Below are 22383 nucleotides of genomic sequence, written 5' to 3' on the forward strand. Positions count from 1 at the left end.
CACGAACAGTCCGCTTTATCTCAGATGCTGCATGCCGACAAGCGGGATCTGCTGATCTTTTAGCTGCTTGGGTTCTGATAACAGGTCCGCATTCTGTAAATCTTTTCTTTTTTGTACAAAAAAGTTCTCGCTTTTGTCCATTGCCCAGACAAAAGTTGTCACTTAAAATGAATCTTGTGATAATGAGAATCAATATCACTGATAATCGCTTCACTAAATATAACGTACAGGGTGGCAGGTATGATTCAGCAAAATGCAGCAAGGGAAACGCAAACAGCTTCATCCGTTCCGCTTCGCACCCGTCCGCTGGCCGCAGCCCTCATTCTCACAGGGGGGATTCTCCTCCTGGTGCTGGGAATAGGGGTATCGGTTTCGTTCGGGGCAGCCGACATTTTATTCTCGACAGTCTGGGAAGCTGTCTTTCATTTTAACCCGGAGTCTACACAGCATCAGATTATCGCCGATCTGAGAATGCCGCGCGTGCTGGGCGGCGCAATGGTAGGGGCGAGCTTCGCGGTTGCCGGAGCGATCATGCAGGGCATGACGAGGAACCCCCTCGCGGACTCGGGTCTTCTCGGCCTGAACGCGGGCGCGGGCTTTATGCTGGCGCTCTGCTTCGCTTTTTTCCCGGGCTTGGCCTATTCCAAGCTTATTCTGATGTCGTTTCTCGGTGCGGCTGGCGGAGCCGTGCTGATCTACGGAATCGGCTCCATGGCCAAAGGCGGCTTGACGCCGCTGAGGCTGGTTCTCGCGGGAGCGGCTCTAAGCGCTCTTCTTTCCGCGATGAGCGAAGGGATCGCCTTATATTTTCATATCGGACAGGACATTGCCTTCTGGTATGCGGGAGGCGTAAGCGGAACCACCTGGGTTCAGCTCAAGGTGATGCTGCCGTGGTTTTTGGCCGCACTGCTGGGCGCCATCGCACTTTCCCGTTCGATCACGATGCTCAGCCTGGGGGATGAAATCGCCAAAGGATTGGGGCAGCGTACCGGACTCGTTAAGCTGGGGGGCACGGTCGTTGTTCTCATCCTCGCGGGAGCGTCCGTCTCCATCGTCGGAGCGGTGGGCTTCGTCGGACTGATCATTCCGCATCTGACGCGCTTTCTGGTTGGCGTGGATTACCGCTGGATCATACCGTGCTCGGCCGTGCTCGGCAGCCTGCTGGTCGTGGTGTCCGATCTGGCGGCCAGAATGATCCATCCTCCTTACGAAACACCCATCGGGGCGCTGATCGCACTTATCGGGGTTCCGTTCTTCCTCTATCTGACGCGCAAAGAAAGGAGGGAGCTGTAACGTGAACCTGAATCTGGACTACTCACCCATTATGGAACATGAGCGAAAGCGGAAGAAAAGGAACATCACAATTCTCGTTATGTTCTGTCTGCTTCTTGTCCTTACGTTTATCATCAGTATGAACATCGGCTTTATCCGGCTTTCTCCTATAGAGCTTTTTAAGACGCTCATCGGAGAAGGAACACGGAAGCAATCGCTGATCCTCTTCGATTTCCGGCTGCCCCGGATCGTGCTCTCGATGCTTGCAGGGGCGGGTCTGGCGATATCCGGAGCCATCCTGCAGGGCATCTCGCGCAACGCGCTGGCCGATCCCGGAATTTTGGGCATCAATGCCGGTGCGGGACTCGCGGTTCTGCTGTTTATCTGCTTTTATCCCTCTGCGGCTGCCGCTCCGGTTTTCCTGCTCCCCGTACTCGCGCTGGCGGGCGCCGGTCTGACGGCGATGCTGATCTACACGCTTGCGTTCAAGCGTAACGAGGGTTTGTCTCCGACCCGTCTCCTGCTGTCGGGGATCGCCGTGGCGGCCGGAATCAGCGCCGCAACCATCGTGCTGACTTTACGGATCTCTCCGGAGAAATACCAGTTCGTGGCCACGTGGATGGCCGGAAGCATCTGGGGGACGACCTGGAAGTTTGTGCTCGCGCTCCTTCCTTGGATCGTCATCCTGTCGATCTACGTATTCTGCAAAGCGCGGGTGCTGGATGTGCTGAACCTGGGCGATCAGCTGGCCTCGGGACTTGGCGCTCCGGTGGAGAGGGAGCGTTTCCTTCTTCTCGCTTCCGCCGTTGGCCTCGCCGGCTCTTGTGTCGCGGTAAGCGGCGGAATCGGCTTCGTCGGGCTCATCGCCCCGCACCTGGCCCGCAGACTGGTAGGACCGGGCCACAAAGTCCTTCTGCCGGCCGCAGCCCTTGCCGGGGCGCTGCTTGTATGCGCAGCCGACACGCTCGGCCGCTGGGTGCTGCAGCCTTCCGAAATGCCTGCCGGAATTGTGGTCGCGGTCATCGGCGCTCCTTATTTCTTGTATCTGCTTGCGCGGTCCAAGACGGAGTAGAAGAGCCTGCCGGCTTCTGCCGCCAACGAAGGTTTACAGAAAGAGAGGTGCTTTATGCTCCGCCGTTTTTTTGCCTATTACAAACCGTACAAAGGCTTGTTTCTGCTCGATTTTAGCTGCGCGATCATAGCCGCCGTACTTGAGCTCGCTTTTCCGCTGGCGGTCAACCGGGTCATCGACGATCTTCTCCCGAGCGGCAAATGGGAATGGATCGCATGGGGCTGCGTCGGCCTTCTCGGCATTTACGTGATCAGCGCCGCCTTGCATTATGTCGTCACTTATTGGGGGCATAAGCTCGGCATCAATATTGAAAGCGATATGCGCACCAAACTGTTCAACCATGTACAAAAACTTTCTTTCCGTTTCTTCGATAATAACAAGACGGGGCATCTCGTTTCCAGGATGACCAACGATCTCATGGATATCGGGGAGATTGCCCATCACGGGCCGGAGGATTTGTTTATCGCCGTAATGACCCTGGCAGGGGCTTTCGGCATTATGCTCGGCATCAACTGGAAGCTGGCCGTTCTGACTTTCATTATCGTGCCGGGGATGATCTCGCTTTCGCTTTATTTCAGCCGCAAAATGTCGCTCGCTTTCGATAAGATGTTCGAATCCATTGCGGATTACAACGCCCGGGTCGAGAACAATGTCAGCGGCATCCGCGTCGTTCAAGCTTTTACGAACGAGAACTATGAAATCGCCAAGTTCGCTTCCAACAACGGGCAGTTCAGACGGAGCAAGCTTGTGGCTTACCGGATTATGGCCTGGAATTCTTCTATCAGCTATCTGCTGATGAAAATCATTTCCCTTTTCGTTTTACTGTGCGGAACATGGTTTGTACTGGCGAAACAAATGACCTACGGGGAATTCATTGCCTTCGTCATGCTTTCGAACGTATTTCTCGGGCCGATCAAACAAATCAATTCCGTGATCGAAATGTACCCCAAAGGAATCGCCGGTTTCAAAAGATATATGGAAATTTTGGAATTAGATCCCGATGTAGCCGATAAGCCGGATGCGCGGGACGTTGACCGGCTGCTGGGTAATATCCGGTATCAGAATGTGAGCTTCGGCTACGAAAATAAAGATAACGTGCTGAATGGGCTGAACCTGTCCATCAGGCCCGGGGAAACGGTCGCTTTCGTGGGCCCTTCGGGCGCGGGCAAAACGACCTTGTGCAGCCTTCTTCCGAGGTTTTACGAAGTGACGGACGGTTCCGTCACCATCGACGGCATCGACATCCGGGACATGAAGCTGGAGTCGCTGCGGTCCCATATCGGAATCGTCCAGCAGGAAGTGTTCCTGTTCGACGGCACCATCCGAGAAAATATCGCCTATGGCAAACTGGGGGCCTCCGACGAAGATATCCGGGAGGCAGCCAAAAGAGCCCAGCTCGAAGAGCTGATCCTTTCGCTGCCGGAAGGGCTGGATACGCGGATCGGCGAACGGGGAGTGAAGCTTTCCGGCGGTCAGAAGCAGCGGCTGTCTATCGCACGCATGTTTCTGAAAAATCCGCCGATCCTGATTCTCGACGAGGCGACTTCGGCGCTCGATAGCGAGACCGAAGCGGTCATTCAGGAAGCGCTCTGGGAGCTTTCCAAAGGACGGACGACACTGATTATCGCGCACAGGCTCGCTACGGTTAAGCATGCCGACCGGATCGTCGTCATCACGAAAGAGGGCATCGCCGAACAGGGAAGCCACGAAGAGCTGCTCGCCGGAGGCGGTGCCTACAGCAAGCTGTATGCGGCGCAATTCGGCGCCGAGCTGCTTAACAAGCTCGGAAGTGTAATTCCGAGTCAAGAACGGGCCGCCGGAACTTTTTGACGTCAAACTTCGCGTTCTTGCCCCGTTAAGCGCCAGGTTTCGGAGCGCAAGCTTTCTCAATCGGCTCAGGTCTCGTCATTTTACATAAAGATCAGGCCCGGACACACAGGAATACAGGGAAATACGCGGATCGTCTCATATATACAGAAAGGCAAAACCAAGGAGGGAATATCGGATGACGTTAGTACAGGAAAGACTGCATACTTCCAGTCTGCATATCGGCTACGGGGATCTCAGTATCGTGAGCGATTTGAACATTTCCATCCCGCAAGGCAAAATAACCGCGCTGGTAGGCGCGAACGGTTCCGGCAAGTCGACCATCCTGAAAACGATGGCGCGGCTCATGAAACCGGCCTCGGGCGGCGTGCTGCTCGACGGGGTGTCGATCCACAGCAAATCTACACGGGAAGTGGCCAAAGAACTGGCCATTCTGCCGCAGAATCCGTCGGCGCCCGCCGGGTTGACGGTTACGGAACTGGTCGCTTACGGCAGATATCCCCACCAAAGCGGCTTCGGTACGGTTACTTCCGAAGATAAGCGCATCATCGGCTGGGCCCTGGAAGTAACGGGAATGATGCAGTTCCACGCGAGGCCCGTGGATCAGCTTTCCGGCGGCCAGAGGCAGCGCGCGTGGATCGCCATGGCGCTCGCCCAGCAGACCGATATTCTCTTCCTGGACGAACCGACCACTTTCCTTGATATGGCCCACCAGCTCGAAGTTCTTCAACTGCTGCACAAATTGAACAGCGAAGAGAAAAGAACGATCGTTATGGTGATTCACGATCTGAATCATGCCTCCCGGTACGCCCAGCATATCGTAGCCATCAAATCCGGCAGCGTGATGTGCGAAGGCTCGCCCGCTGACGTGATGAACCAAGATATGCTGCGCGAAGTGTTCGCGATTCATGCGGACATCGTTACCGACCCGCGCACGGGTGTCCCGCTGTGCCTGCCGTATGAACTGGCGCCGGAAGCGTGAAAAGGCCCTGTGCGAAAGAACCCCTGCCGATCCTGTTGCGATCGGCAGGGGTTTTCAGCTTTCATCCGGCCTATGGCCGGGGTGAGGGCCGCCACGAGCGGGTACGATCCGCGCTTTGCCGAGTAGACGGGGAAGCTCGTCGAGGAGTTTCTCCGTCGTCATGGCGTCGGAGAAATTCCACTCGTCCGCTTCGACTGCATAGCAGCAGCCGCTGCGGACAGCGGGGAGCTCCATCCAAAGAGGGGACCGCATCATCTCTGCGGCGGCTCTCCGGGATTCGGCATCTGCGGGGAGCAGCATAAATAGCCGGTCGCCCGCATAATCCTTCATTTCTGCGGGCTGCAGTTCGAGATATGAAAGTTTCTTATCGAGAAGTCCGCGCGTCTTTCCGGCTGGCCGGAAACCGTCCGGATGGAAGAGCATGGAAGAGAGTCCGATCGTGCCCATTACAAAAAAGCGTTCTCTTGCAAATGTGAACACGGACGCGGTCTCTTCCGGCCGCACCCAAGCCCCAAGCCGGTGCCACATGGCGGCGGCTTTCTTCTCATAGCGGGCGAGCCACGTTCTCGCTTCCCCCCGTCTGCCGAGAATTTCCCCCAGCAGCTCAATCCGCTCGCCAAGCGGGGCGAAAGAGTCGAACGTAAGCGTGGGGGCGATCGTGCGAAGCGTATTATACTGCGATTCATCTTCGCTGGAGACGATGATGAGGTCGGGCTTCAGCGCCTCGGCAAGAGCCGGGTTGATCGGGAATCCGATATCCTTGACGGGAGGTTTGAGGCGGCCGTTCTGATTAATCCACGGATAGCCTCCTCCTATGGCATCCACACCCAGAACGGCGAGATCCCCGAACGTCTCACCGTGATAAATCACCCGGCGGGGGATGGCCGGAATTTCGACCTCATGACCCGTCCAGTCTTTGATCCGGGTCCGCTTTTGAAGAGATTGGCTGTATTGTCTCGGTGTAACGCCGGTCAGCTGCCGGAAGCGCCGGTTGAAATAATATTCGTCGGCAAAGCCGACACGTCTCGCGATTTCCCGCAGAGGTTCGCGTGTGGATCGGAGCCATTCCTTGGCTTTCTCGATTCTGAGCTCGTTCAGGTAATCCAAAGGCTTTTTCCCGGTCAGCTCCTGAAAGATCGTACTGTACTGCCAATGGGGGACACGGGCCTGCTCAGCGAGAAATTTTACTGTAATGGGCCGCTTGTAATGTTCCTGAATGTAGCGGATGCTGTTCTCTATCGCATGTGTGCAGCTGGACGGTTTAGGGCTGTTCACATTGTGTTCCAACAGGAACCCCATCAGTTCCTGAAACTGGAGCTGCCGGTAAAAGTGCTGAAGTTCTCCGGACGGTTCGGTTTCCGTCAAGAGCTCGGCAAAACGCGCGGCTCTCGCGAAGGGATAGACGGTCCATTCCACACGGCCGCGAACGAGCGGTTTCATGTACAAAGTCGTTTGGCGGCTGTCGCAGGAGACAATCCGGCACGTGATGCGGTAGAACGTCAGGCACCGGTCACTGTCCGTCCTGAGTTGGTAGGAAGACCCGGGCGGGATCATATAGCATTTGTCGGGAGCGCAGAAAAATGTTTCGTCCGCCACTCTCAACGTCCCGGTGCCGCCGCTAATGAGCAGAAGAGTATGTAAGTCGGGTACTTCGTCCGCATCAATATCGGGCATCGCAGTTGGTTCATAGGTATCGGGCGAGATTTTTTCGGCAGCCGCGAATTGGAACAGCAGAGAGCGGAGAGGAAGAGAGCGTGAATCGGAAGAGGCCATATCATCACATCCTTTTTGATACTGATAATCATTATCATTTAAATTCATTGTAACTAAAAGAAAGAAGCATTTCAACAGAGGTTGAAAGCTTCTTTTTAAATAGGCCGCCAGGTTGTTCCGCTGGGGAAGGACGGGTGCCGTCCGCGCGATCTTTTTATTTTTTGATCAGATTCGGAATTTCGCTCAAAAGCCATTCCCGCGTAGCGGCGTCACTGCCCGACTTGCGAATGTCGAGGGTGTAGACGTGTCCGTTCTTCACGGCCGGAAGATCGAGCCAGATCCGGCTTTTCAGAAGCTCCTCCGTCGACTGCTGCGCTTCTTTGTCTACCGGGGTCAGAATAAAGATACGGTCACCGGCTGCTTTGGGAAGAACCTCCGGCGAAATTTGCTTGAAACCCGCTTTTTCGTCCAGCACGTCCCGGATCGGCGGAGTCGGTACAAATCCGTTCTTGTCGTAGAGAACCTGGGAAAGTCCCGTGCTTGCCATCACAAACAACCGGTTGCCGGGATAATAAGTGAAAACGGAGGCTGTCTCGCCGGGTTTTATTCCTGCGTCATGCAGGGTCTTCCACATCGCTTCCGAACGCGCTTCGTAACCGGCCAGCCATTTTTCCGCCTCCGGCTTTTTGCCTAGAAGATCGCCGAGCAGAAGAAGCCGTTCCTTCATGGGCAGGAACGTATCGAACATGAGCGTTGGCGCGATTTTGTTCAACTGCTCGTATTCTTTCTCGTCGGTACTGCCCGTGAGGATAAGATCCGGTCCCAGCTCCAGCACTTTCTCCAGGTTAATGGGGGAACCGATGTCCGTAATGGTCTTATGCTTGTCCGCATAGACCGTGCCTGTCAGCCACGTGGCTGCCGTGCCGATGGCCTGCACGCCAAGTGCGTCCAGATCGCTGAACGTCTCTCCGTAAAAAATGACCTTCCGGGCAGCAGCCGGAATTTCGGCCTTATGCCCTTTGTAATCCGTAACTTTGCGAGGGAGAGCGGCGGATTTATCGGCATCGGCGGTGGGGACGCCGGTAGGAGTCCCGGTTTGTTTGCTTGCGGCATCGGCGGTTTTCTGTAAACCGGAGCCGGCGCACCCGCTTAATAAAGCGGCGCTTAGTACGGCAGTGAAGAATAAGGTAGAAACAGGTCGTGCCAATTTCATGAGTCAGTCAGCCTCCATCGGTCTTATGTAACGATAATGATTCTCATTATCGGTTGCTGCAATCATAACGTACCCGTTTGCGGCCGACAATGGACAAATCCCGGGCACGACTTTTGTTTTTGTACAAAAACGGCAGCCGCATAATTCGCATTCTTCCTTCGCATCCATCCTTCGGTCCCCATCTTACCTTAAGTGTGTTAAGATTTTCTCAGTTAACGAATGGGAGGAGGGAAGACCGGATGAACCCGATAAAATTTGGCAGTTTAGTCGTCACAGCGACACTGCTTATGGGGTCTTCGTTTGCAGTCGGCAAAATGGGACTCGCCTACGTTTCGCCACTGCTGCTTGTGGGAGTCCGCTTTACGCTGGCCGGGGTCTTGATGGCCTTATGGGTCTTGGGTACGAGGAGACGAATGCCCCGGACGGCCGCCGAGTGGGGGCGGATCGCCTTGATCGGCCTTTTTCAGACAACGGGAGTCATGGCATGCATTTTTCTGAGCCTGAGGACCATTTCGGCCGGTGAGTCGTCCCTGCTGACCTTTGTGAATCCGCTGCTGGTCGTGCTGCTGGGCACTCTTTTTCTCGGGATGAAGTACCGGTGGTCGCAGTGGGCCGGCGTAGCGGTGGGATTTCTGGGAGTCGCCGTGACGCTCGGGTTACAGCTGGATTTTAAAACCGGCACCTTGTTCGGCCTGGGCTCCGCAGTATTCTGGGCGGCCGCGACACTTCTTGTCAAACGCTGGGGCGCTGCTTTCGATATTTGGGTCATGACCGCTTTTCAAATGCTTGTGGGCGGACTGGCGCTGCTCGTACTCAGCCTGCTATTGGAAAAACCGCTTTTTGCGCTGAATGCGGATTCGGTATGGATCATTCTGTATCTTGCCGTACTGGGTTCCATTGTGCAGTTTGCGGCCTGGTATTATCTGCTGAGCAGAGGAGATCCCGGAAAAACGAGCGCCTTTCTTTTTCTGGCTCCTTTTTTCGGTGTTCTTTCGGGCTGGCTGCTGCTGGGTGAGACCGTCCGCTCTTATGTGTACGGAGGAGGCCTGCTTATTCTCGCCGGTATTTTTTTCGTGAACTGGGCGCCTGCCGGAACCGGTGTTAAGCCTTCCCGTTTGGAAGAAGATCATTCCGCATGACTACCTGAATCTTCGGAACAAAAAACATAAAAATGGATATTAAACCAGTAATTTGGAACCTGTTTTTAAGGGCGTGAAGGGGTTATGATGAACACGGGATTGCAATTAGGAAAAGGGGGATCATGGATGGTGAACCACCACAAGCGGCTTTCCTTGCTCTTGTCCGTATTTCTGCTTCTCAGTCTCTTCTCGTCCTTTATGTTCAGCCGGACCGCCGGAGCTTCTTCCGTCAGCGATTGGGTGCCTGTCTGGAGCGATGAATTTAACGGCCCGAACGGGTCGGGACCGGACTCTTCGAAATGGAATCTGGAAACCGGAGCCGGCGGCTGGGGAAATAATGAGCTTCAGCACTATACCAACCGCACGTCCAACGCCTATCAGGAAAACGGAAATCTGGTGATTCAGGCTGTAAAAGAAAACTATAACGGGTCCGATTACACCTCCGCACGTCTCACGACGCAAAATAAATTCAACCTGAAATACGGGCGGGTCGAAATGCGCGCCAAGCTGCCTTACGGGAAAGGAATCTGGCCCGCCTTCTGGATGCTCGGCAAGGACATCGGTTCCGTAGGCTGGCCCGCCAGCGGCGAGATCGACATCTTGGAATATGTCGGCGCCCTGGAGCCGAACCGTGCGTACGGAACTCTGCACGGACCGGGCTATTCCGGCTGCTGCGGTCTTTCCGGATCGTATCTGCACCCGCAGAATTTGAGCAATGATTATCACACGTTCGCTCTGGAATGGGAGCCGGGCTCGTTCAAGTGGTTCGTGGACGGCAAGCTGTATCACACGAGAACGCTGGCCGATGCCGGTACGAACGCGTGGGTGTTCGACAAGGAATTTTTCTTTCTGCTGAACCTCGCGGTAGGAGGCAACTGGCCGGGCTACCCCGACGGCACGACAGTCTTCCCGCAAAAATATTACATCGACTATGTCCGTGTATGGCAGCGCGCGGGAGGTTATAACGTCGTCGCCCTGAAATCGGAAGCGAACGGAAAATACGTGACCGCCGAACATGCGGGCGCCAGTCCGCTTATCGCCCGTTCTCAGACCGTCAGCGGCTGGGAGAAGTTCGAGCTGGTCGACCTCGGCGGCGGTAAGGTCGCTCTGAGAGCGCTTATCAACAACCGGTACGTTTCCGCCGACAATGCGGGAGGAAGCCCGCTCATTGCGAACCGGGAGACGATCGGCACCTGGGAGACTTTCGAGCTCGGTAAGACGGCGGACGGCAAGCAGACGTTAAAAGCGCTGGCGAACAACCAATATGTGTGTGCGGACAACGAAGGCGCCAGCCCGCTTATCGCGAACCGCGCGACAGCCAGCAAGTGGGAGAGCTTCGTAATTGTGAAGCAGAACCCGTAAGCGGCCGTTCTCCGGCCAAACGGCAGGCAATGACAGGAGTTTCCTTTGGATAAAGGAGGCTCCTGTCTTTTTTTGTGCCGGAAATAGAATGCTAGGAGGGAGAGGAAAGCTGGCAGGAAGAGGACAACGCAAGCGCGGTCCAGGGTACTTCCGGGTGCCTATGGCGCGCAAAAGTACCTATCATACTTTAAAGTGCTTACTTCACGAAAGAGTAAGTAAGCCGCATAATAGGACATGCTACATCTTAAGCCTATTCAACAGGAGGTCATCCGGAAATGACTAGACAACTGCAAGATACAACTACCCTGCACAACGGGGTTAAAATGCCATGGCTTGGCCTCGGCGTATTCAAAGTAGAGGAAGGACCCGAGTTGGTAGAAGCGGTTAAAGCGGCTATCAAAAACGGGTACCGGAGTATCGATACGGCCGCCGTATACGGCAACGAAGAAGGCGTCGGCCAAGGAATCAGAGAAGGTCTGGCCGAAGCGGGCCTTTCCCGGGAAGAACTTTTCGTCACTTCGAAAGTCTGGAATGCGGACCAAGGTTACGAGTCTGCTCTCCAGGCATTTGAAGTCAGTCTGCGGAAGCTCGGCCTGGATTACCTGGATTTGTACCTGATCCACTGGCCGGTTCAAGGAAAATACAAAGACACGTGGCGCGCCCTTGAAGCCATTTACGAGTCGGGTAAAGCCCGGTCTATCGGAGTCAGCAACTTCCATGTCCATCATTTGCAGGACCTTTTGCAGGATGCGAAAATCAAGCCGATGGTCAACCAGGTGGAGTTCCATCCGCGAATGACCCAGGATGATCTGCGTGCTTACTGCCGCGAACAAGGAATCCAGTTTGAAGCATGGTCTCCGCTTATGCAGGGCGGGCTGCTGGATAACGAGGTTCTGAAGTCGATTGCGGACCGCTACGGCAAATCCGTCGCGCAGATTATTCTGAGATGGGATCTGCAAAACGGCGTGGTGACGATTCCGAAATCGACGAAAGAGCACCGCATAATCGAAAACGCAAGCGTGTTCGATTTCGAACTGACGGCGGACGAAATGAGCCGAATCAGCGCCTTGAACGAAAATAAACGAGTCGGTCCGGACCCGGACAACTTTGATTTCTAAGTATAATGCACAGCTCTTAAAAGCCGTCCCCGGACGGCTTTTTTGCTTTTTCGCTCCTTAAGGGCAATTTTTAGGTTCTATTAAGTTGCTTTTAAGATTCAAAGAGGATAATCAAGGAAAAACCCTGGAGGAAGCTATGTCTATACGCATGCGGCTGACTTTGTTATATTCGGGTATTCTTTCCGCTACACTGCTGCTGTTCGGCATCGTGCTGTACAGCTTTCTGCAGATTTATTTTATTAACGACCTTAAAGACTCGCTCAAAGAGCAGACGGATGTGCTGCGGGAGAGTGTCACCTATAAACTTAAGGTAGATCCGCTGGGTTCTGATCTGGACATTCAGCTCGACCATGTCGATACCGTTCAGTCGGGCATGTACCTGCAGCTTATCAATTTGATCAACGGCGATAAAGCGAGGACGCGGAATTTAGGCCAGGTGGAACTGCCTTACTCCAAAGATTCCGCCGGTAAAAAAAAGGAAGGCTACTACATCACGGAAGATGTCCAGCAATCGCCGTTTCTCATCTACAATCAGCCGCTGCTGTTGAACGGGAAGCTCGTAGGCGTGCTGCAGTCCGCTTATAACATCGGCCTGATCGATAAATTTCTGTCTATACTCCGGCTGGTGCTGCTGCTGCTCTCGCTCGTGGTTGTCTGCACCGCCTCGTTCATGGGCTGGCTTTCTTCCAAGCGGGCGCTGAAGCCCGTATACGCCTTGATTGAAGCGACCCGCCAAATTCAGAAAAGCGACGATCTGGGCAACCGGATCGCCATTAAACCAACGGGTGACGAAGTCAGCCTGCTGGGGACAACCATCAACGGCATGCTGGAACGCATCCAGCACATGTACGGGGAACTGGACAAATCTTATATGACTCAACGGAGATTTGTGGCGGACGCTTCCCACGAATTAAGAACGCCTTTGACGACGATAAGCGGCAATGCGGAATTTTTACAAAAGGCGTGGCAGTCGTTCGGGCAGGCTCCGGAGCAAAGAATAGACAGGGACCAGCTCGACCTTTCCATCGAAGCCATACACGATATTGCCGACGAGGCAAGCCGGATGGGGAGACTGGTGCACAATCTGCTGACATTGGCGCGTGCCGATTCGGGGCTTCATCTGAGAAAAGACAGGCTGAACATAAGCTCCGTCGTCCAGGATGTTATCCGTAAATCCCAGGTGTTTGCCAAATCCGCCGAGTTTCAAGCCGGTCCCCTGGAGAGTCTCGAATCTTTGTACGTTGTGGGCGATAGGGATTACCTGCAGCAGCTTTTGTTTATTTTCGTGGAAAATGCTTTCAAGTATACCGAAAACGGTTGTGTGAGATTTTACGCAAGGGCGGCAGAAGAAAATGTGGAGCTTATTGTCGAGGATACCGGAATCGGGATGGACCAAGCGGATATTCCGCATATCTTCGACCGATTTTACCGGGCCGATCCTTCAAGAGGCGAAACGCCGGGTACCGGACTCGGCTTGTCGATCGCGAAATGGATTCTGGATGAACATCACGGTACGGTCGATATCCACAGCCGCCGGAACGAAGGCACCCGTTTTACGATCCGGATTCCGGTCGTGTCCGCTATTCAGGAGGAAGGAAGAATGACCGCCTTGGGCGAAACTGCTTCCGCACGGCTCAACGAGTAATCAGTGTTCTAAACGGGAAAATCCGCTGAAGCTTCAGCGGCCTTTTTTTGCGCGAATTGCAGGAAGGGATATCATATAATTTATGCCATTAATAAAATTAATTAATGACGTTAATCGAATTGGACCTCTTGGGATACAGGACGCCGATCTTGGTTAGCGCCTGCTGAATGACGGGTTATCCTGAACTTCGGATGTGTAGAGATTCGTCGTATAACCACCGGAAGGCGAGGTTGTCGCCCGCTTTTATTCAAATTAAGCATCATTTGCAAATCTTCTTTCATGAACGAGGGGTACCTCCTCTGTAAGCTTACACCTCTATATTCGCTTTTTCCGGAACAAAGGTTCGATCCGGAGATTTCCGCCTTTTGACGGCGCAGCAAAAAAGCCAGAGCCGCAGCTCTGACTTTACTGGATACGAGAAGATTCTTCAAGGTGCGGATTGTGCGCGGCCGGTTCGGACGATGCCCACAGCACCCACCAGATAAGAAGAGGCTGGAACAACAACCGCAGCCAGAGGAGCGAAGGCGGTGTATACGATTGGGACGGGACGGGAATGTGGTACAGGGCCGCGTAAATATTCGCGGGAAACACAAGCACGAGGTAGACGGCGGTGATTATTCCGGCCTTCCTGCGCAAGGAAGGCACGAGGAGCAGGACGGCCAGTACAAGCTCCAATATGCCTGTCGCATAAATCAGAGGAACCCGGAGAGGAACGAATTCCGGCAGCATGCGGGCAAAGCCTTCGGCCTCTTCGAAATGATAAAAGCAAGCACCGGCGAAAAAGACGGCGAATAGGAGAATTCCGATTTTTCTCGGCCACGATGAACGCGATCCGGTCATGTCTCACCTTCCCTTTCCCTGCAAGGAGGGTTGATTGCGGTGAGCGTTATTTACCCGCAGGGGACCGGCCGGAATCACGAACCGATGACGGGCCGCTTCTGTTTGCGCAGCGCATCCAGCAGTTCGGGGCCTGCGTGCAGGTTATCGCGGACCAGATCACGCGGAGTCAGCGCCATCCACTGGTTGAGCGAGATGTCCGCGAACCGGTCGCTTTTGAACATTTCCAGAAACCAGACGGTCTCTTCGCCCGTGTTCTGGATATAGTGGCCGTAGGCGAACGGGACGTACCCGACGTCGCCCGCCCGGTAGTCGAAGGTGCGGGCCGAGCCGTTCCCGCCGAAGACGGTCATCCGCGCCTGGCCGGACAGGTAGTACTGCCATTCGTCCTGGTTGGGATGCCAGTGCAGCTCGCGCATGCCGCCCGGCTTCAGTTCGACCAGCGCCGCGGCAACCGTTACGGAAACGGGGAAGTTGGAGGAATCCACGATCCGCACGCTGCCGCCCGGCATGACAGCCGGTGTTTGTGCGAGCAGCCTGTGCTTGAAGCTCTGTGGAATAGTGCCGTATGGCGACTCGATTTCCTGGGAGGAAAGAGAGTCCGGGACTTTGTCCTGGAAAATATACACCTGACCGGACGGGATATTCTCGAAGGCGCTCTCGCCGACACCGAAATTAGCCGCGAGAACGTCCGGGGGCGTGTGGGCAAACCAGTCCGAAATGGACAAGGTGTTGAGATCGGAAAAGCTCCCGTCGTCGAAGACGAGCAGAAACTCGCACCCTTCCCCAAGCCCCTGGATGGAGTGGGGGATACCCGGCGGGAAATACCACAAGTCTCCTTCGCCGACATCGTCGATGAAATTGCGGCCCTTCTCGTCCACTGCCGTAATTCTCGCTTTCCCTGTCAGCATGTAAGCCCACTCGGCCTGCTGGTGCCAGTGCAGCTCGCGCACACCGCCGGGGGTCAGGCGCATATTGACACCTGCAAGCGTCTTAGCGACGGGAAGCTCCCGAACTGTAACTTCACGGGACCAACCGCCGTGGTTCAACTGCATATGGGCGTCCGAGAACGAGAATTTCATGTTCGGGATCAGACCCGCATCGGTTGCGGGAGGGACCAGCATGTTCGGGTTTTCTAAATCGCGCAGGATATCGCGAGGACCCGGGTCGGTGGCCCCCGCACCGTCGGCCCGGATGGGCTGGGGCACTTGAAGCTCTTCTTTTTCCGGCTTGTTCATGACATCCGCTCCTTCGTTCAGGTGACAAGGAAAATCGCCGAGCTTATCAAGCCTATTCATATGCGGGACCGATTGTCCGTTAGTTCTGTTAAATAAACAACGGATTACCCTATATGGCGGAAGCCGCTTAGTTACTGGGTTGCAAAGGAGGAGGAAATTCCCTACAATGAACTCGAATACTAATTGATAATGGTTCTCAATATCGTAATTGGAAGGGGGAAGCGCCTATGCCTTCCGCTATACATATCGCTAAAATGCATGATTATTTCGACCGTTTTTCCGAATATATGGAGGGTCGGATTTCCGGCTGCGGCGGGGAACAGACGCTCCGGCTTTCTCCAAGGATGGGGGAGGGAAGCCTGACCCGCATCCCCATTAGATCCGGCATGGAGATTGTTATTTCGGATTTCGAATTAATCCGTGATCTTAAAGTGGAGGTTCACGGAGCTTACAGCTTGTTCGAGCTGAACTACTGTCTGGAAGGAGACATTTACTGCGCCTGGGAAGGAAACGAACTGCAGACCGGAAGCCTCAGCGGCAATGTCTTTTTTATGGAGAATATGAACGTGTATATGGAGAAAAAAGGCGGAATCCGCAACCGGACGCTGGAAATCCGGCTTCATCCCGAGCAATTGCTCCGCTGTGCCAGAGGTCCGGAAGAGACGGAGCAGATCCGGAATCTGCTCTCCCGCAGCCGGGGCAGAATCGGAAGGTTTACGGATACACCGCTTATCCGGCAGGGGGTCAGGGATCTTTTGCAGTCCGGCCGCCTGGGGAGCATGCGGAGATGGTACGCGGAAAGCAAAGCGATGGAGCTGATCGCACTAATCAGTCAGCCGGAAGATGCCGGTAAAGAAGCAGCGGGGATCAGCCTGACACCGGACGACAGGGAACGGCTGTCGGGGGCGAGGAGGCACGTGCTGGACCGGCTGGAAAGTCCTCCGTCTATCCCGGAGCTGGCACGGCTTTACGGAATCAATGAATACAAGCTCAAAAAAGGATTCCGCACGCTGTTCGGCACAACCGTTTATGAACTGGTGCGCAGAGAGCGGATGAAGAGAGCGGCCGAATATATGGACCGGGGAATGAATGTGAGCCAAGCCGCCGTTCAACTGGGTTATTCGAACATGAGTAATTTTACGGCGGCATTCCGGAAACAGTTCGGTTTGAACCCGGGCCAATATCTCAAACAAGCCAATCAAGGCCAGCCCCGACTTTGAGGCTAAAAGCGGCCGTAACGATCTCCTTGACCCCTGCGGTAAAGGAGATTATTTGTCTTGCCGCTCCTTCAACAGGCAGAATTGCTTCGCCGGCAGGTAGCGGGTTTTTCCGGGCATGAACGATAATGAACAACGTACGAATGCCGTTCTAACCGGGAAAGGAGACAAAGTCTATGAAAAAACGGTTTCTTCTTATTTTTCTGACCGTCCTGGCCGCCATGACTTCCATTGCCACATTTAATCCGATTCTCGGGCTGCTGGCCAGAAGTATGGGGCTGAGCGAAATCCAGACCGGCAGTCTGGTATCGGTAACGGGCTTGTTCTGGATCGCGGGAACGTTCCTGTGGGCAAAATGGGCGCGAACGGGCAGGAAGCTGGTGATGGTTACGGCCCTGCTGGGCTATATTGTGACGCTGGCGGCGTTTGCCGTCGTATCCGACCTCGCCCGGAACGGCGGTTCGGACCCCGCCTGGCTCTATCTTCAGCTGCTGTTCCTGCGCGCGGCCGGAGGTTTCTTCTTCGGAGCGATACCCGCCATGGCGCAGAGCTATCTCATGGAGTGGACGACGGCGGAAAACCGCGCTTCCGGGATGGCGCTGTTCGGAGGGGCGAACGGGCTCGGTTTCGTCCTCGGTCCCGCGCTCGGCGCGCTGCTGACGCCTGTCGGCCTTACGGCGCCGATGTACGCTTCCGCCGTACTGCTAACGCTGATTGCGGCCGCATTCTGGCTGATGATTCCCTCCGGCCAGCCTGCGAGTGGAAGCGTCCGCGCCGTCAAGCTGACCGCCGCCGATCCGAGAATTTCACTGTACCTGGCAATCGGGCTGACCTTGTCCGTCGTCATGATTATTCTCCAGGTAACCTGCGGCATTTTCATCCAGGACCGCTTGGCCGTCACTTCGCGGGATGCCGCACGGTACATAGGCCTCGGCCTCTCGTCGGCTGGTGTTCTCGTGGTCGTCGTTCAACTGCTGATCGGCCGCTATCTGAAATGGCCGACGAGCAGGCTCCTCAAGATCGGTCTGTCGTCCCTGTGCGCAGCCTTTCTGCTGTTCCTCTTCTGGCCCGCGATGTACCTGCTTGTCTTCCTTCTGTTCGGAGTAGGTATCGGATTTACGCTTCCGGGCTACATTACGGCGGCATCGCTCGCGGTCGAAGAGGAGGAGCAGCCGGCCGTCGCTTCTTTTACGGCCTCGGTACAAGGAGTCGGCTCGTTTGCGGGACCGTTGACGGGAACGCTGCTTTATTCCCTGCACACGTCGGTGCCATACGCCGTCTGCGCACTGCTGACCGCCGTGTTTTTCCTGACGGTATGGACCAAAGGGCGTCCTCGCGCCCACAGCGTCGCAGCTCCCGCTCCGGCTCCGGCAGACCGGACGGATTAAAGGACCGCGCTCAGGCAGCCGATTGTATGTACCCCTCCTTTCCGCCCGCATCGTTAGAAATGCCGCAGCCGGTTATGGTACAATCACGTAGCCGGACGAGACGGCAAAATATACAAGCTGAAACCGAGGTGTCTTATGCCGATTATGAAACTCCTGAACGAACAGGTGAATTCTGAAATGAAAGCGAGTATAGCCGGGGTGGAAGAATACCCGGAAATCGAGCGCCTGATGGTGGAGACCGCGAAGTGGCTGCGGAGCAAAGGATCGACCCAGTGGTCCGGGCTGCTGTCCGGCAGTGACGATCACGATATGGCGGGCGCCCTGGAACGCGGGGAGGTTGTCGTGTTCAAGGGGGCGGAAGGTGCTCTTCAGGCTTGCGTAATTCTCCAGCAGGAACCGGCGGAGTGGGACCGCAATCTCTGGAACCTGGACCCGGAGGAAAGCGGGACGGCCGTCTATCTTCACCGTCTGGTCGTTAACCGTGGACAAGCGGGCAGAAGCCTGGGGAAAACGGTGATGGACTGGATCGGACAGGAAATGTCGTTTCCGGGCAAAGACCGGATCCGTCTGGACTGTATCGCCGGCAACGAGACCTTAAACGCTTTTTACAAAACGTGCGGCTACACGTATATCGGCGAGTCGGACGGATTCAGCCTGTACCAAAACGTGCTGCCCGTACGCTGAATATCTGCTTCCGTCCCCTTCTTTCTAAGGGGCGGGAGTTTTTTTATTTCACGCACCGGCCTCCTGCCGAAATCTATTGACATATGGAAAAAGCTGTATTAATCTATTGTTGACTGAATAAATCAATCATAAATTTAGTCGTTGTGAGTGAATGATTTTTTTGCACGATAATTGACTGAATAAATCAATCAAAATAAAGGAGGAAATAAGATGAACACTCAAAATATCGGTAATCGCGCCAAAAGAAAAGCGCTAGTAATCGGAGGGAGCATAGGCGGCTTGTTGACCGCCAGGGTGCTCGCGGATTTTTATGAAGAGGTGCTTGTTGTCGACAAAGACGAATTTCCCCTGGAGCCCGCCGACCGTTCCGGGACGCCGCAAGGATACCACCCGCATCGTTTTACCCCGCGCGGGAAGACGATAGTCGAGCGTTATTTTCCGGGCTACGAGGAGGATCTGCTTCAACTGGGCGCGCTGTCATCCCTGAACAAAACCGTGACGAACATGAACGAGTACGGAACGATCAGCGGGCCCTACCCGCGCAATGACATCAAATTCAGCAGAGCTCTCCTGGAGTGGGTGATCCGAGAACGGGTGAAACGCATCCCGCAGGTGTCTTTTCTTCCGGGCCATGAGGTTGTTCAGCTTCTGAGCACCCCGGACCGGAAGAAAGTGACGGGCGCGGTTATACGGGGCAGGAGCAGCGGCGGAGAAGAGAAGTCCTATCAGGCAGATCTTGTTATCGATACTGGCGGACGGCTGTCCAAACTGACGAAGTGGCTGGAATTTATGGGGCTGGAAGTGCCCGCCTCCGATTATTTGAACGTAGATCTCGGTTACAGTACCCGCAGGTACCGGGTCCCGGCCAATAAGGAGCATCTTATCGAGGAGTGGGATGTAATTAATATCGCCGGGCAGCCGGCTAAAGGATCGTTTACGGGTGTTTTGTCTTTTATTGAAAATAACTTGGCGGAAATGCTGCTGTACCGCCCGGGAGGACAATATCCGCCCACGAAGGAAGACGAATACGAAAAAGCGGCCGCGGATCTCCCCGACTCCGTCATCGCGGAAATTCTCGGAGAACTGGAACCGGCCGCCTCTCCGAGAGGATTCCGTGTGCCGCAGCTGTACCGCAGGCACTTCGAGCAGATGACGGATTGGCCCGCGGGATTGCTCGTTCTCGGAGACGCTTACTGCATCTACGATCCGATCTTCGGGCAGGGGATGACGGTGGCGGCCATCGAAGCGGAGACCCTCGAAGCCTGCCTGCGGAAGCAGAGTCTGGCGGAGGTGCCTTCGCCGGAGTTCGAACGAAGCGTACTGCGCCGGCTCCAGGACGTGATAGAGCCTGCCTGGTGGTTAAACTGCGCGGCCGATCTCCGCTGGGAAGGCGTAACGTATTCGGGTGCCGCGCCCCTGAAAGGAATCGAGTTCGGGCAGCGATACATGAACCTTGTGCTGAAATACGCGACCGGGGATAAGAACATGAAATTTTTCGGCCTGTACTGGGCCGTCAATACGCTTGCCCTGCCGCCGGGTCAGCTGTTCCATCCGGACATGGTACGGGAGGTGCTGTCTTCCTCCGAGGAAGGCAGGCGATTGCTTGACAAGCTTCTTCCGGAAGGCTCCGGCTCCCTGGCCGCCGTACTGGAGGAGATCGTCCCGGCGTTTTCCGAAACGGCTTACGAAACGGTCTGAAAGGATGCTATAATTTGGACATCAGCACGTGAAGTGGAGGATTACAGTGGCACCTTTAAACGATCAGCAGTTAAATCAGATACGGGATGAACGCAGAGTTCAAATTATGCAGGCCGCCCTCCGCGTTTTTGCGAAAAGGGGAATCATCGGTACGAAAATGAGTATGATCGCCGCGGAGGCCGGAATCAGTCACGGTCTGCTCTACCATTACTTTACTTCCAAAGAAGAATTGTTTACGACGCTCGTCCAAGGCGCGATGGAAGCTTCCCGGGAAGCGATGAAGGAAGTTTACCGGCTTCCGGGTACGCCTCTTGATAAAATCAGGAGATTATCCGAAGGTATGCTCGATAAAAGCGGGGCGCCTTATTTTATGCTGATCCACCAGGCGCGGACCTCGGAGGGAGTGCCTGACAAGGTAGGTCGGCTCATAAAGGATTACTCCTTGGATACTTACGTGGAGCAGCTGCTGCCGCTGTTTCGCGAAGGGCAGGAACGGGGCGAGCTGGAGGCCGGGGATACGGAGGAAATGATCGCGTCTTATATTTCGGTATTGTCGGGAATTATGGTGGTGACCGCCGATGGGAACGGTGATTACCGGGTTCCCCCGGCAGATCGTCTCCTCCGGATGATTACGAAGAGGTAAAACCGTCATGGGCTTAGCTGCGCCCGTTCAGGCATGGCGAATTTCCTACGATGCCGTTTAAGCTGCAGCTGATTGCCGGAGACGGCACGTTTTATGAGGGCTCTCGTCCGGGAAACCGGCGGGAGCTTTTTACGCTGGCTGGGTTCGATCACGATGAAGCGAAGAGGGGGATATTTACAAATTCTTCAAGCAGGCAAAAGAGGTATAGGGCACCGGTCGGCCGAATATGTTCTGAGTAAGGAGGCCTTCCCTTTTTAAAAGTTAAAGCGCTTTAACTTATTAGGATTCTAAGGAGGAATTTGCTTGCAAACGAAAGAATCAGTATCCGTACGAAAACGGGTGAAATCATGTCTGGTTGCCGCACTAAGTCTTACTTTAACGAGCGCGCTTCTGTTCACATCCGCCTCGCTGCCCGCGAAAGCTTTGGCTGACGGAAATCCGTCGCAGGGTGAAGCATTTGCCGCAGGTGCGGCGAATTCCCACGACGATAATTTTTCCCCGGCTACTCTTCAATTTTTGAAATCGAAAACCGGTTTGGACGGAGAGCAATGGGACAACATTATGAAACTGGTGAACAAAGCCGAACAAGACTCGCTGAAATGGACCGGGTACTATGGGTACTGCGAAGACATCGACGATGACCGCGGTTATACGATCGGTATTTTCGGCGCGACGACAGGGGGGTCCAACGATACGGGCCCGGACGGACCGGCGCTCTTCAAGGAATATGACGCCGTAAGCGGAGCCGCAAATCCCTCCGTGCAAGGGGCGCTTGCCAGAATCGGAGTTAACGGCACGATGAAGGGGTCGATCCTGAAAATTAACGACAGCGAGAAAGTATTCTGCGGCAAAATTAAAGGTCTGCAGAACGATCCGAACTGGAGAGAGGCCATGTGGCACACGTTCTACAATGTGTATATCAAATACAGCGTCGAGCAGGCGCGCAAGCGCGGATTTAATTCGGCTCTGACGATCGGATCTTTTGTGGATACGGCTTTGAATCAAGGGGCCGAGGGAGACTCGGGAAGTCTGGAAGGCATTCTGGCCAAATCCGGCAGCAGCACGAACGAAAAGACATTTATGACGAATTTCTACGCCAAACGCACGCTGGTGGTGGACACGAACGAATACAACCAGCCGCCCAACGGCAAAAACCGGGTGAAACAGTGGAGTTCGCTTCTGAGCACGGGAGAAACGGATTTGAAAGATGCGGATGCGGCGGTTAAGAAAGCGACAAGCTGGACGATGAAGTAAACGCAAAAGAGCTGCGCATGCACAGCCGGCCTGGAGACCTGGTTCCTTCCGGAACCGGATCTTCGGGTTTTTTTTACATGA

Annotated in this window: 18 protein-coding genes; 14 read left to right on the forward strand and 4 right to left on the reverse strand. The window is 54.9% G+C overall.

All coding sequences use genetic code 11. The annotated features are described in order from the left end of the window. The first annotated feature begins 240 nt into the window (after window positions 1-240). The 4 genes from AC58P5_RS00330 (at window position 241) to AC58P5_RS00345 (ending at window position 5153) form a co-directional block, all read left to right on the forward strand. Window positions 241-1293 carry a FecCD family ABC transporter permease gene (locus AC58P5_RS00330; RefSeq protein ID WP_497383870.1) on the forward strand — a complete coding sequence of 351 codons (1053 nt, stop codon included), beginning with the start codon at window positions 241-243 and terminating at the stop codon, window positions 1291-1293. 1 nt (window position 1294) lies between these two features. Continuing rightward, a complete protein-coding gene (locus tag AC58P5_RS00335; RefSeq protein WP_497383871.1) occupies window positions 1295-2344 on the forward strand; it encodes a FecCD family ABC transporter permease in 1050 nt (349 codons plus the stop codon). A gap of 54 nt (window positions 2345-2398) precedes the next feature. Beyond that, a complete protein-coding gene (locus AC58P5_RS00340) occupies window positions 2399-4174 on the forward strand; it encodes an ABC transporter ATP-binding protein (protein ID WP_497383872.1) in 1776 nt (591 codons plus the stop codon). A gap of 175 nt (window positions 4175-4349) precedes the next feature. Further along, entirely contained in the window at window positions 4350-5153 is an 804-nt protein-coding gene (locus tag AC58P5_RS00345) for an ABC transporter ATP-binding protein (protein WP_497383873.1), read from the forward strand. A gap of 54 nt (window positions 5154-5207) precedes the next feature. On the opposite strand, the gene AC58P5_RS00350 is transcribed toward AC58P5_RS00345, so the two are convergent. After that, window positions 5208-6926: a helix-turn-helix domain-containing protein gene (locus AC58P5_RS00350; protein ID WP_497383874.1), complete on the reverse strand. Its 1719-nt coding sequence runs from the start codon at window positions 6924-6926 to the stop codon at window positions 5208-5210. A 154-nt stretch (window positions 6927-7080) separates the two neighbouring features. Continuing rightward, window positions 7081-8079, reverse strand: a complete 999-nt coding sequence (locus tag AC58P5_RS00355; protein WP_497383875.1) for an ABC transporter substrate-binding protein — start codon at window positions 8077-8079, stop codon at window positions 7081-7083. Window positions 8080-8318: 239 nt separating this feature from the next. Here AC58P5_RS00355 and AC58P5_RS00360 point away from each other — a divergent pair, with 239 nt between their 5' ends. The 4 genes from AC58P5_RS00360 to AC58P5_RS00375 all read left to right on the forward strand — a co-directional run bounded on the left by AC58P5_RS00360 (window position 8319) and on the right by AC58P5_RS00375 (window position 13343). Next, the gene (locus AC58P5_RS00360; RefSeq protein WP_497383876.1) at window positions 8319-9218 is read left to right on the forward strand and encodes a DMT family transporter; all 900 of its coding nucleotides are present in this window, start codon (window positions 8319-8321) and stop codon (window positions 9216-9218) included. A gap of 126 nt (window positions 9219-9344) precedes the next feature. After that, window positions 9345-10580, forward strand: a complete 1236-nt coding sequence (locus AC58P5_RS00365) for a family 16 glycosylhydrolase (RefSeq protein ID WP_497383878.1) — start codon at window positions 9345-9347, stop codon at window positions 10578-10580. Between the two features lie 275 nt (window positions 10581-10855). After that, window positions 10856-11698 (forward strand): glyoxal/methylglyoxal reductase, encoded by an 843-nt coding sequence (gene pgoN / locus AC58P5_RS00370; protein ID WP_497383879.1) that lies wholly within the window; start codon window positions 10856-10858, stop codon window positions 11696-11698. 136 nt (window positions 11699-11834) lie between these two features. Beyond that, a complete protein-coding gene (locus AC58P5_RS00375) occupies window positions 11835-13343 on the forward strand; it encodes a sensor histidine kinase (RefSeq protein ID WP_497383880.1) in 1509 nt (502 codons plus the stop codon). Window positions 13344-13748: 405 nt separating this feature from the next. On the opposite strand, the gene AC58P5_RS00380 is transcribed toward AC58P5_RS00375, so the two are convergent. Together AC58P5_RS00380 and AC58P5_RS00385 are read right to left on the reverse strand one after the other, a co-directional pair. After that, window positions 13749-14183 carry a DoxX family protein gene (locus AC58P5_RS00380; protein WP_497383881.1) on the reverse strand — a complete coding sequence of 145 codons (435 nt, stop codon included), beginning with the start codon at window positions 14181-14183 and terminating at the stop codon, window positions 13749-13751. A 74-nt stretch (window positions 14184-14257) separates the two neighbouring features. Continuing rightward, window positions 14258-15418, reverse strand: a complete 1161-nt coding sequence (locus AC58P5_RS00385; RefSeq protein ID WP_497383882.1) for an oxalate decarboxylase family bicupin — start codon at window positions 15416-15418, stop codon at window positions 14258-14260. A gap of 227 nt (window positions 15419-15645) precedes the next feature. Between AC58P5_RS00385 and AC58P5_RS00390 the strand changes: the two genes are divergently transcribed. The 6 genes from AC58P5_RS00390 (at window position 15646) to AC58P5_RS00415 (ending at window position 22302) form a co-directional block, all read left to right on the forward strand. Then, window positions 15646-16638 carry a helix-turn-helix transcriptional regulator gene (locus tag AC58P5_RS00390; protein ID WP_497383883.1) on the forward strand — a complete coding sequence of 331 codons (993 nt, stop codon included), beginning with the start codon at window positions 15646-15648 and terminating at the stop codon, window positions 16636-16638. Window positions 16639-16811: 173 nt separating this feature from the next. Further along, window positions 16812-18023 (forward strand): MFS transporter, encoded by a 1212-nt coding sequence (locus tag AC58P5_RS00395; protein ID WP_497383884.1) that lies wholly within the window; start codon window positions 16812-16814, stop codon window positions 18021-18023. A 135-nt stretch (window positions 18024-18158) separates the two neighbouring features. After that, entirely contained in the window at window positions 18159-18707 is a 549-nt protein-coding gene (locus AC58P5_RS00400; protein WP_497383885.1) for a GNAT family N-acetyltransferase, read from the forward strand. 210 nt (window positions 18708-18917) lie between these two features. Next, on the forward strand, window positions 18918-20405 hold the full coding sequence (locus AC58P5_RS00405; protein ID WP_497383887.1) for an NAD(P)/FAD-dependent oxidoreductase: 1488 nt from the start codon (window positions 18918-18920) through the stop codon (window positions 20403-20405). Window positions 20406-20451: 46 nt separating this feature from the next. After that, window positions 20452-21048 (forward strand): TetR/AcrR family transcriptional regulator, encoded by a 597-nt coding sequence (locus AC58P5_RS00410; RefSeq protein ID WP_497383888.1) that lies wholly within the window; start codon window positions 20452-20454, stop codon window positions 21046-21048. 303 nt (window positions 21049-21351) lie between these two features. Then, window positions 21352-22302 (forward strand): chitosanase, encoded by a 951-nt coding sequence (locus AC58P5_RS00415; RefSeq protein ID WP_497383889.1) that lies wholly within the window; start codon window positions 21352-21354, stop codon window positions 22300-22302. Window positions 22303-22383: the final 81 nt, after the last annotated feature.

The sequence above is a fragment of the Paenibacillus sp. JT31N7 genome, assembly GCF_059692095.1.

Bases quoted from the DNA above. Each gene is read 5' to 3' on its own strand.
- AC58P5_RS00355 (WP_497383875.1), bottom strand. From the start codon at position 8,079: ATGAAATTGGCACGACCTGTTTCTACCTTATTCTTCACTGCCGTACTA.
- AC58P5_RS00390 (WP_497383883.1), top strand. From the start codon at position 15,646: ATGCCTTCCGCTATACATATCGCTAAAATGCATGATTATTTCGACCGT.
- AC58P5_RS00405 (WP_497383887.1), top strand. From the start codon at position 18,918: ATGAACACTCAAAATATCGGTAATCGCGCCAAAAGAAAAGCGCTAGTA.
- pgoN (WP_497383879.1), top strand. From the start codon at position 10,856: ATGACTAGACAACTGCAAGATACAACTACCCTGCACAACGGGGTTAAA.
- AC58P5_RS00340 (WP_497383872.1), top strand. From the start codon at position 2,399: ATGCTCCGCCGTTTTTTTGCCTATTACAAACCGTACAAAGGCTTGTTT.
- AC58P5_RS00365 (WP_497383878.1), top strand. From the start codon at position 9,345: ATGGTGAACCACCACAAGCGGCTTTCCTTGCTCTTGTCCGTATTTCTG.
- AC58P5_RS00385 (WP_497383882.1), bottom strand. From the start codon at position 15,418: ATGAACAAGCCGGAAAAAGAAGAGCTTCAAGTGCCCCAGCCCATCCGG.
- AC58P5_RS00345 (WP_497383873.1), top strand. From the start codon at position 4,350: ATGACGTTAGTACAGGAAAGACTGCATACTTCCAGTCTGCATATCGGC.
- AC58P5_RS00380 (WP_497383881.1), bottom strand. From the start codon at position 14,183: ATGACCGGATCGCGTTCATCGTGGCCGAGAAAAATCGGAATTCTCCTA.
- AC58P5_RS00360 (WP_497383876.1), top strand. From the start codon at position 8,319: ATGAACCCGATAAAATTTGGCAGTTTAGTCGTCACAGCGACACTGCTT.
- AC58P5_RS00395 (WP_497383884.1), top strand. From the start codon at position 16,812: ATGAAAAAACGGTTTCTTCTTATTTTTCTGACCGTCCTGGCCGCCATG.
- AC58P5_RS00400 (WP_497383885.1), top strand. From the start codon at position 18,159: ATGCCGATTATGAAACTCCTGAACGAACAGGTGAATTCTGAAATGAAA.
- AC58P5_RS00375 (WP_497383880.1), top strand. From the start codon at position 11,835: ATGTCTATACGCATGCGGCTGACTTTGTTATATTCGGGTATTCTTTCC.
- AC58P5_RS00330 (WP_497383870.1), top strand. From the start codon at position 241: ATGATTCAGCAAAATGCAGCAAGGGAAACGCAAACAGCTTCATCCGTT.
- AC58P5_RS00350 (WP_497383874.1), bottom strand. From the start codon at position 6,926: ATGGCCTCTTCCGATTCACGCTCTCTTCCTCTCCGCTCTCTGCTGTTC.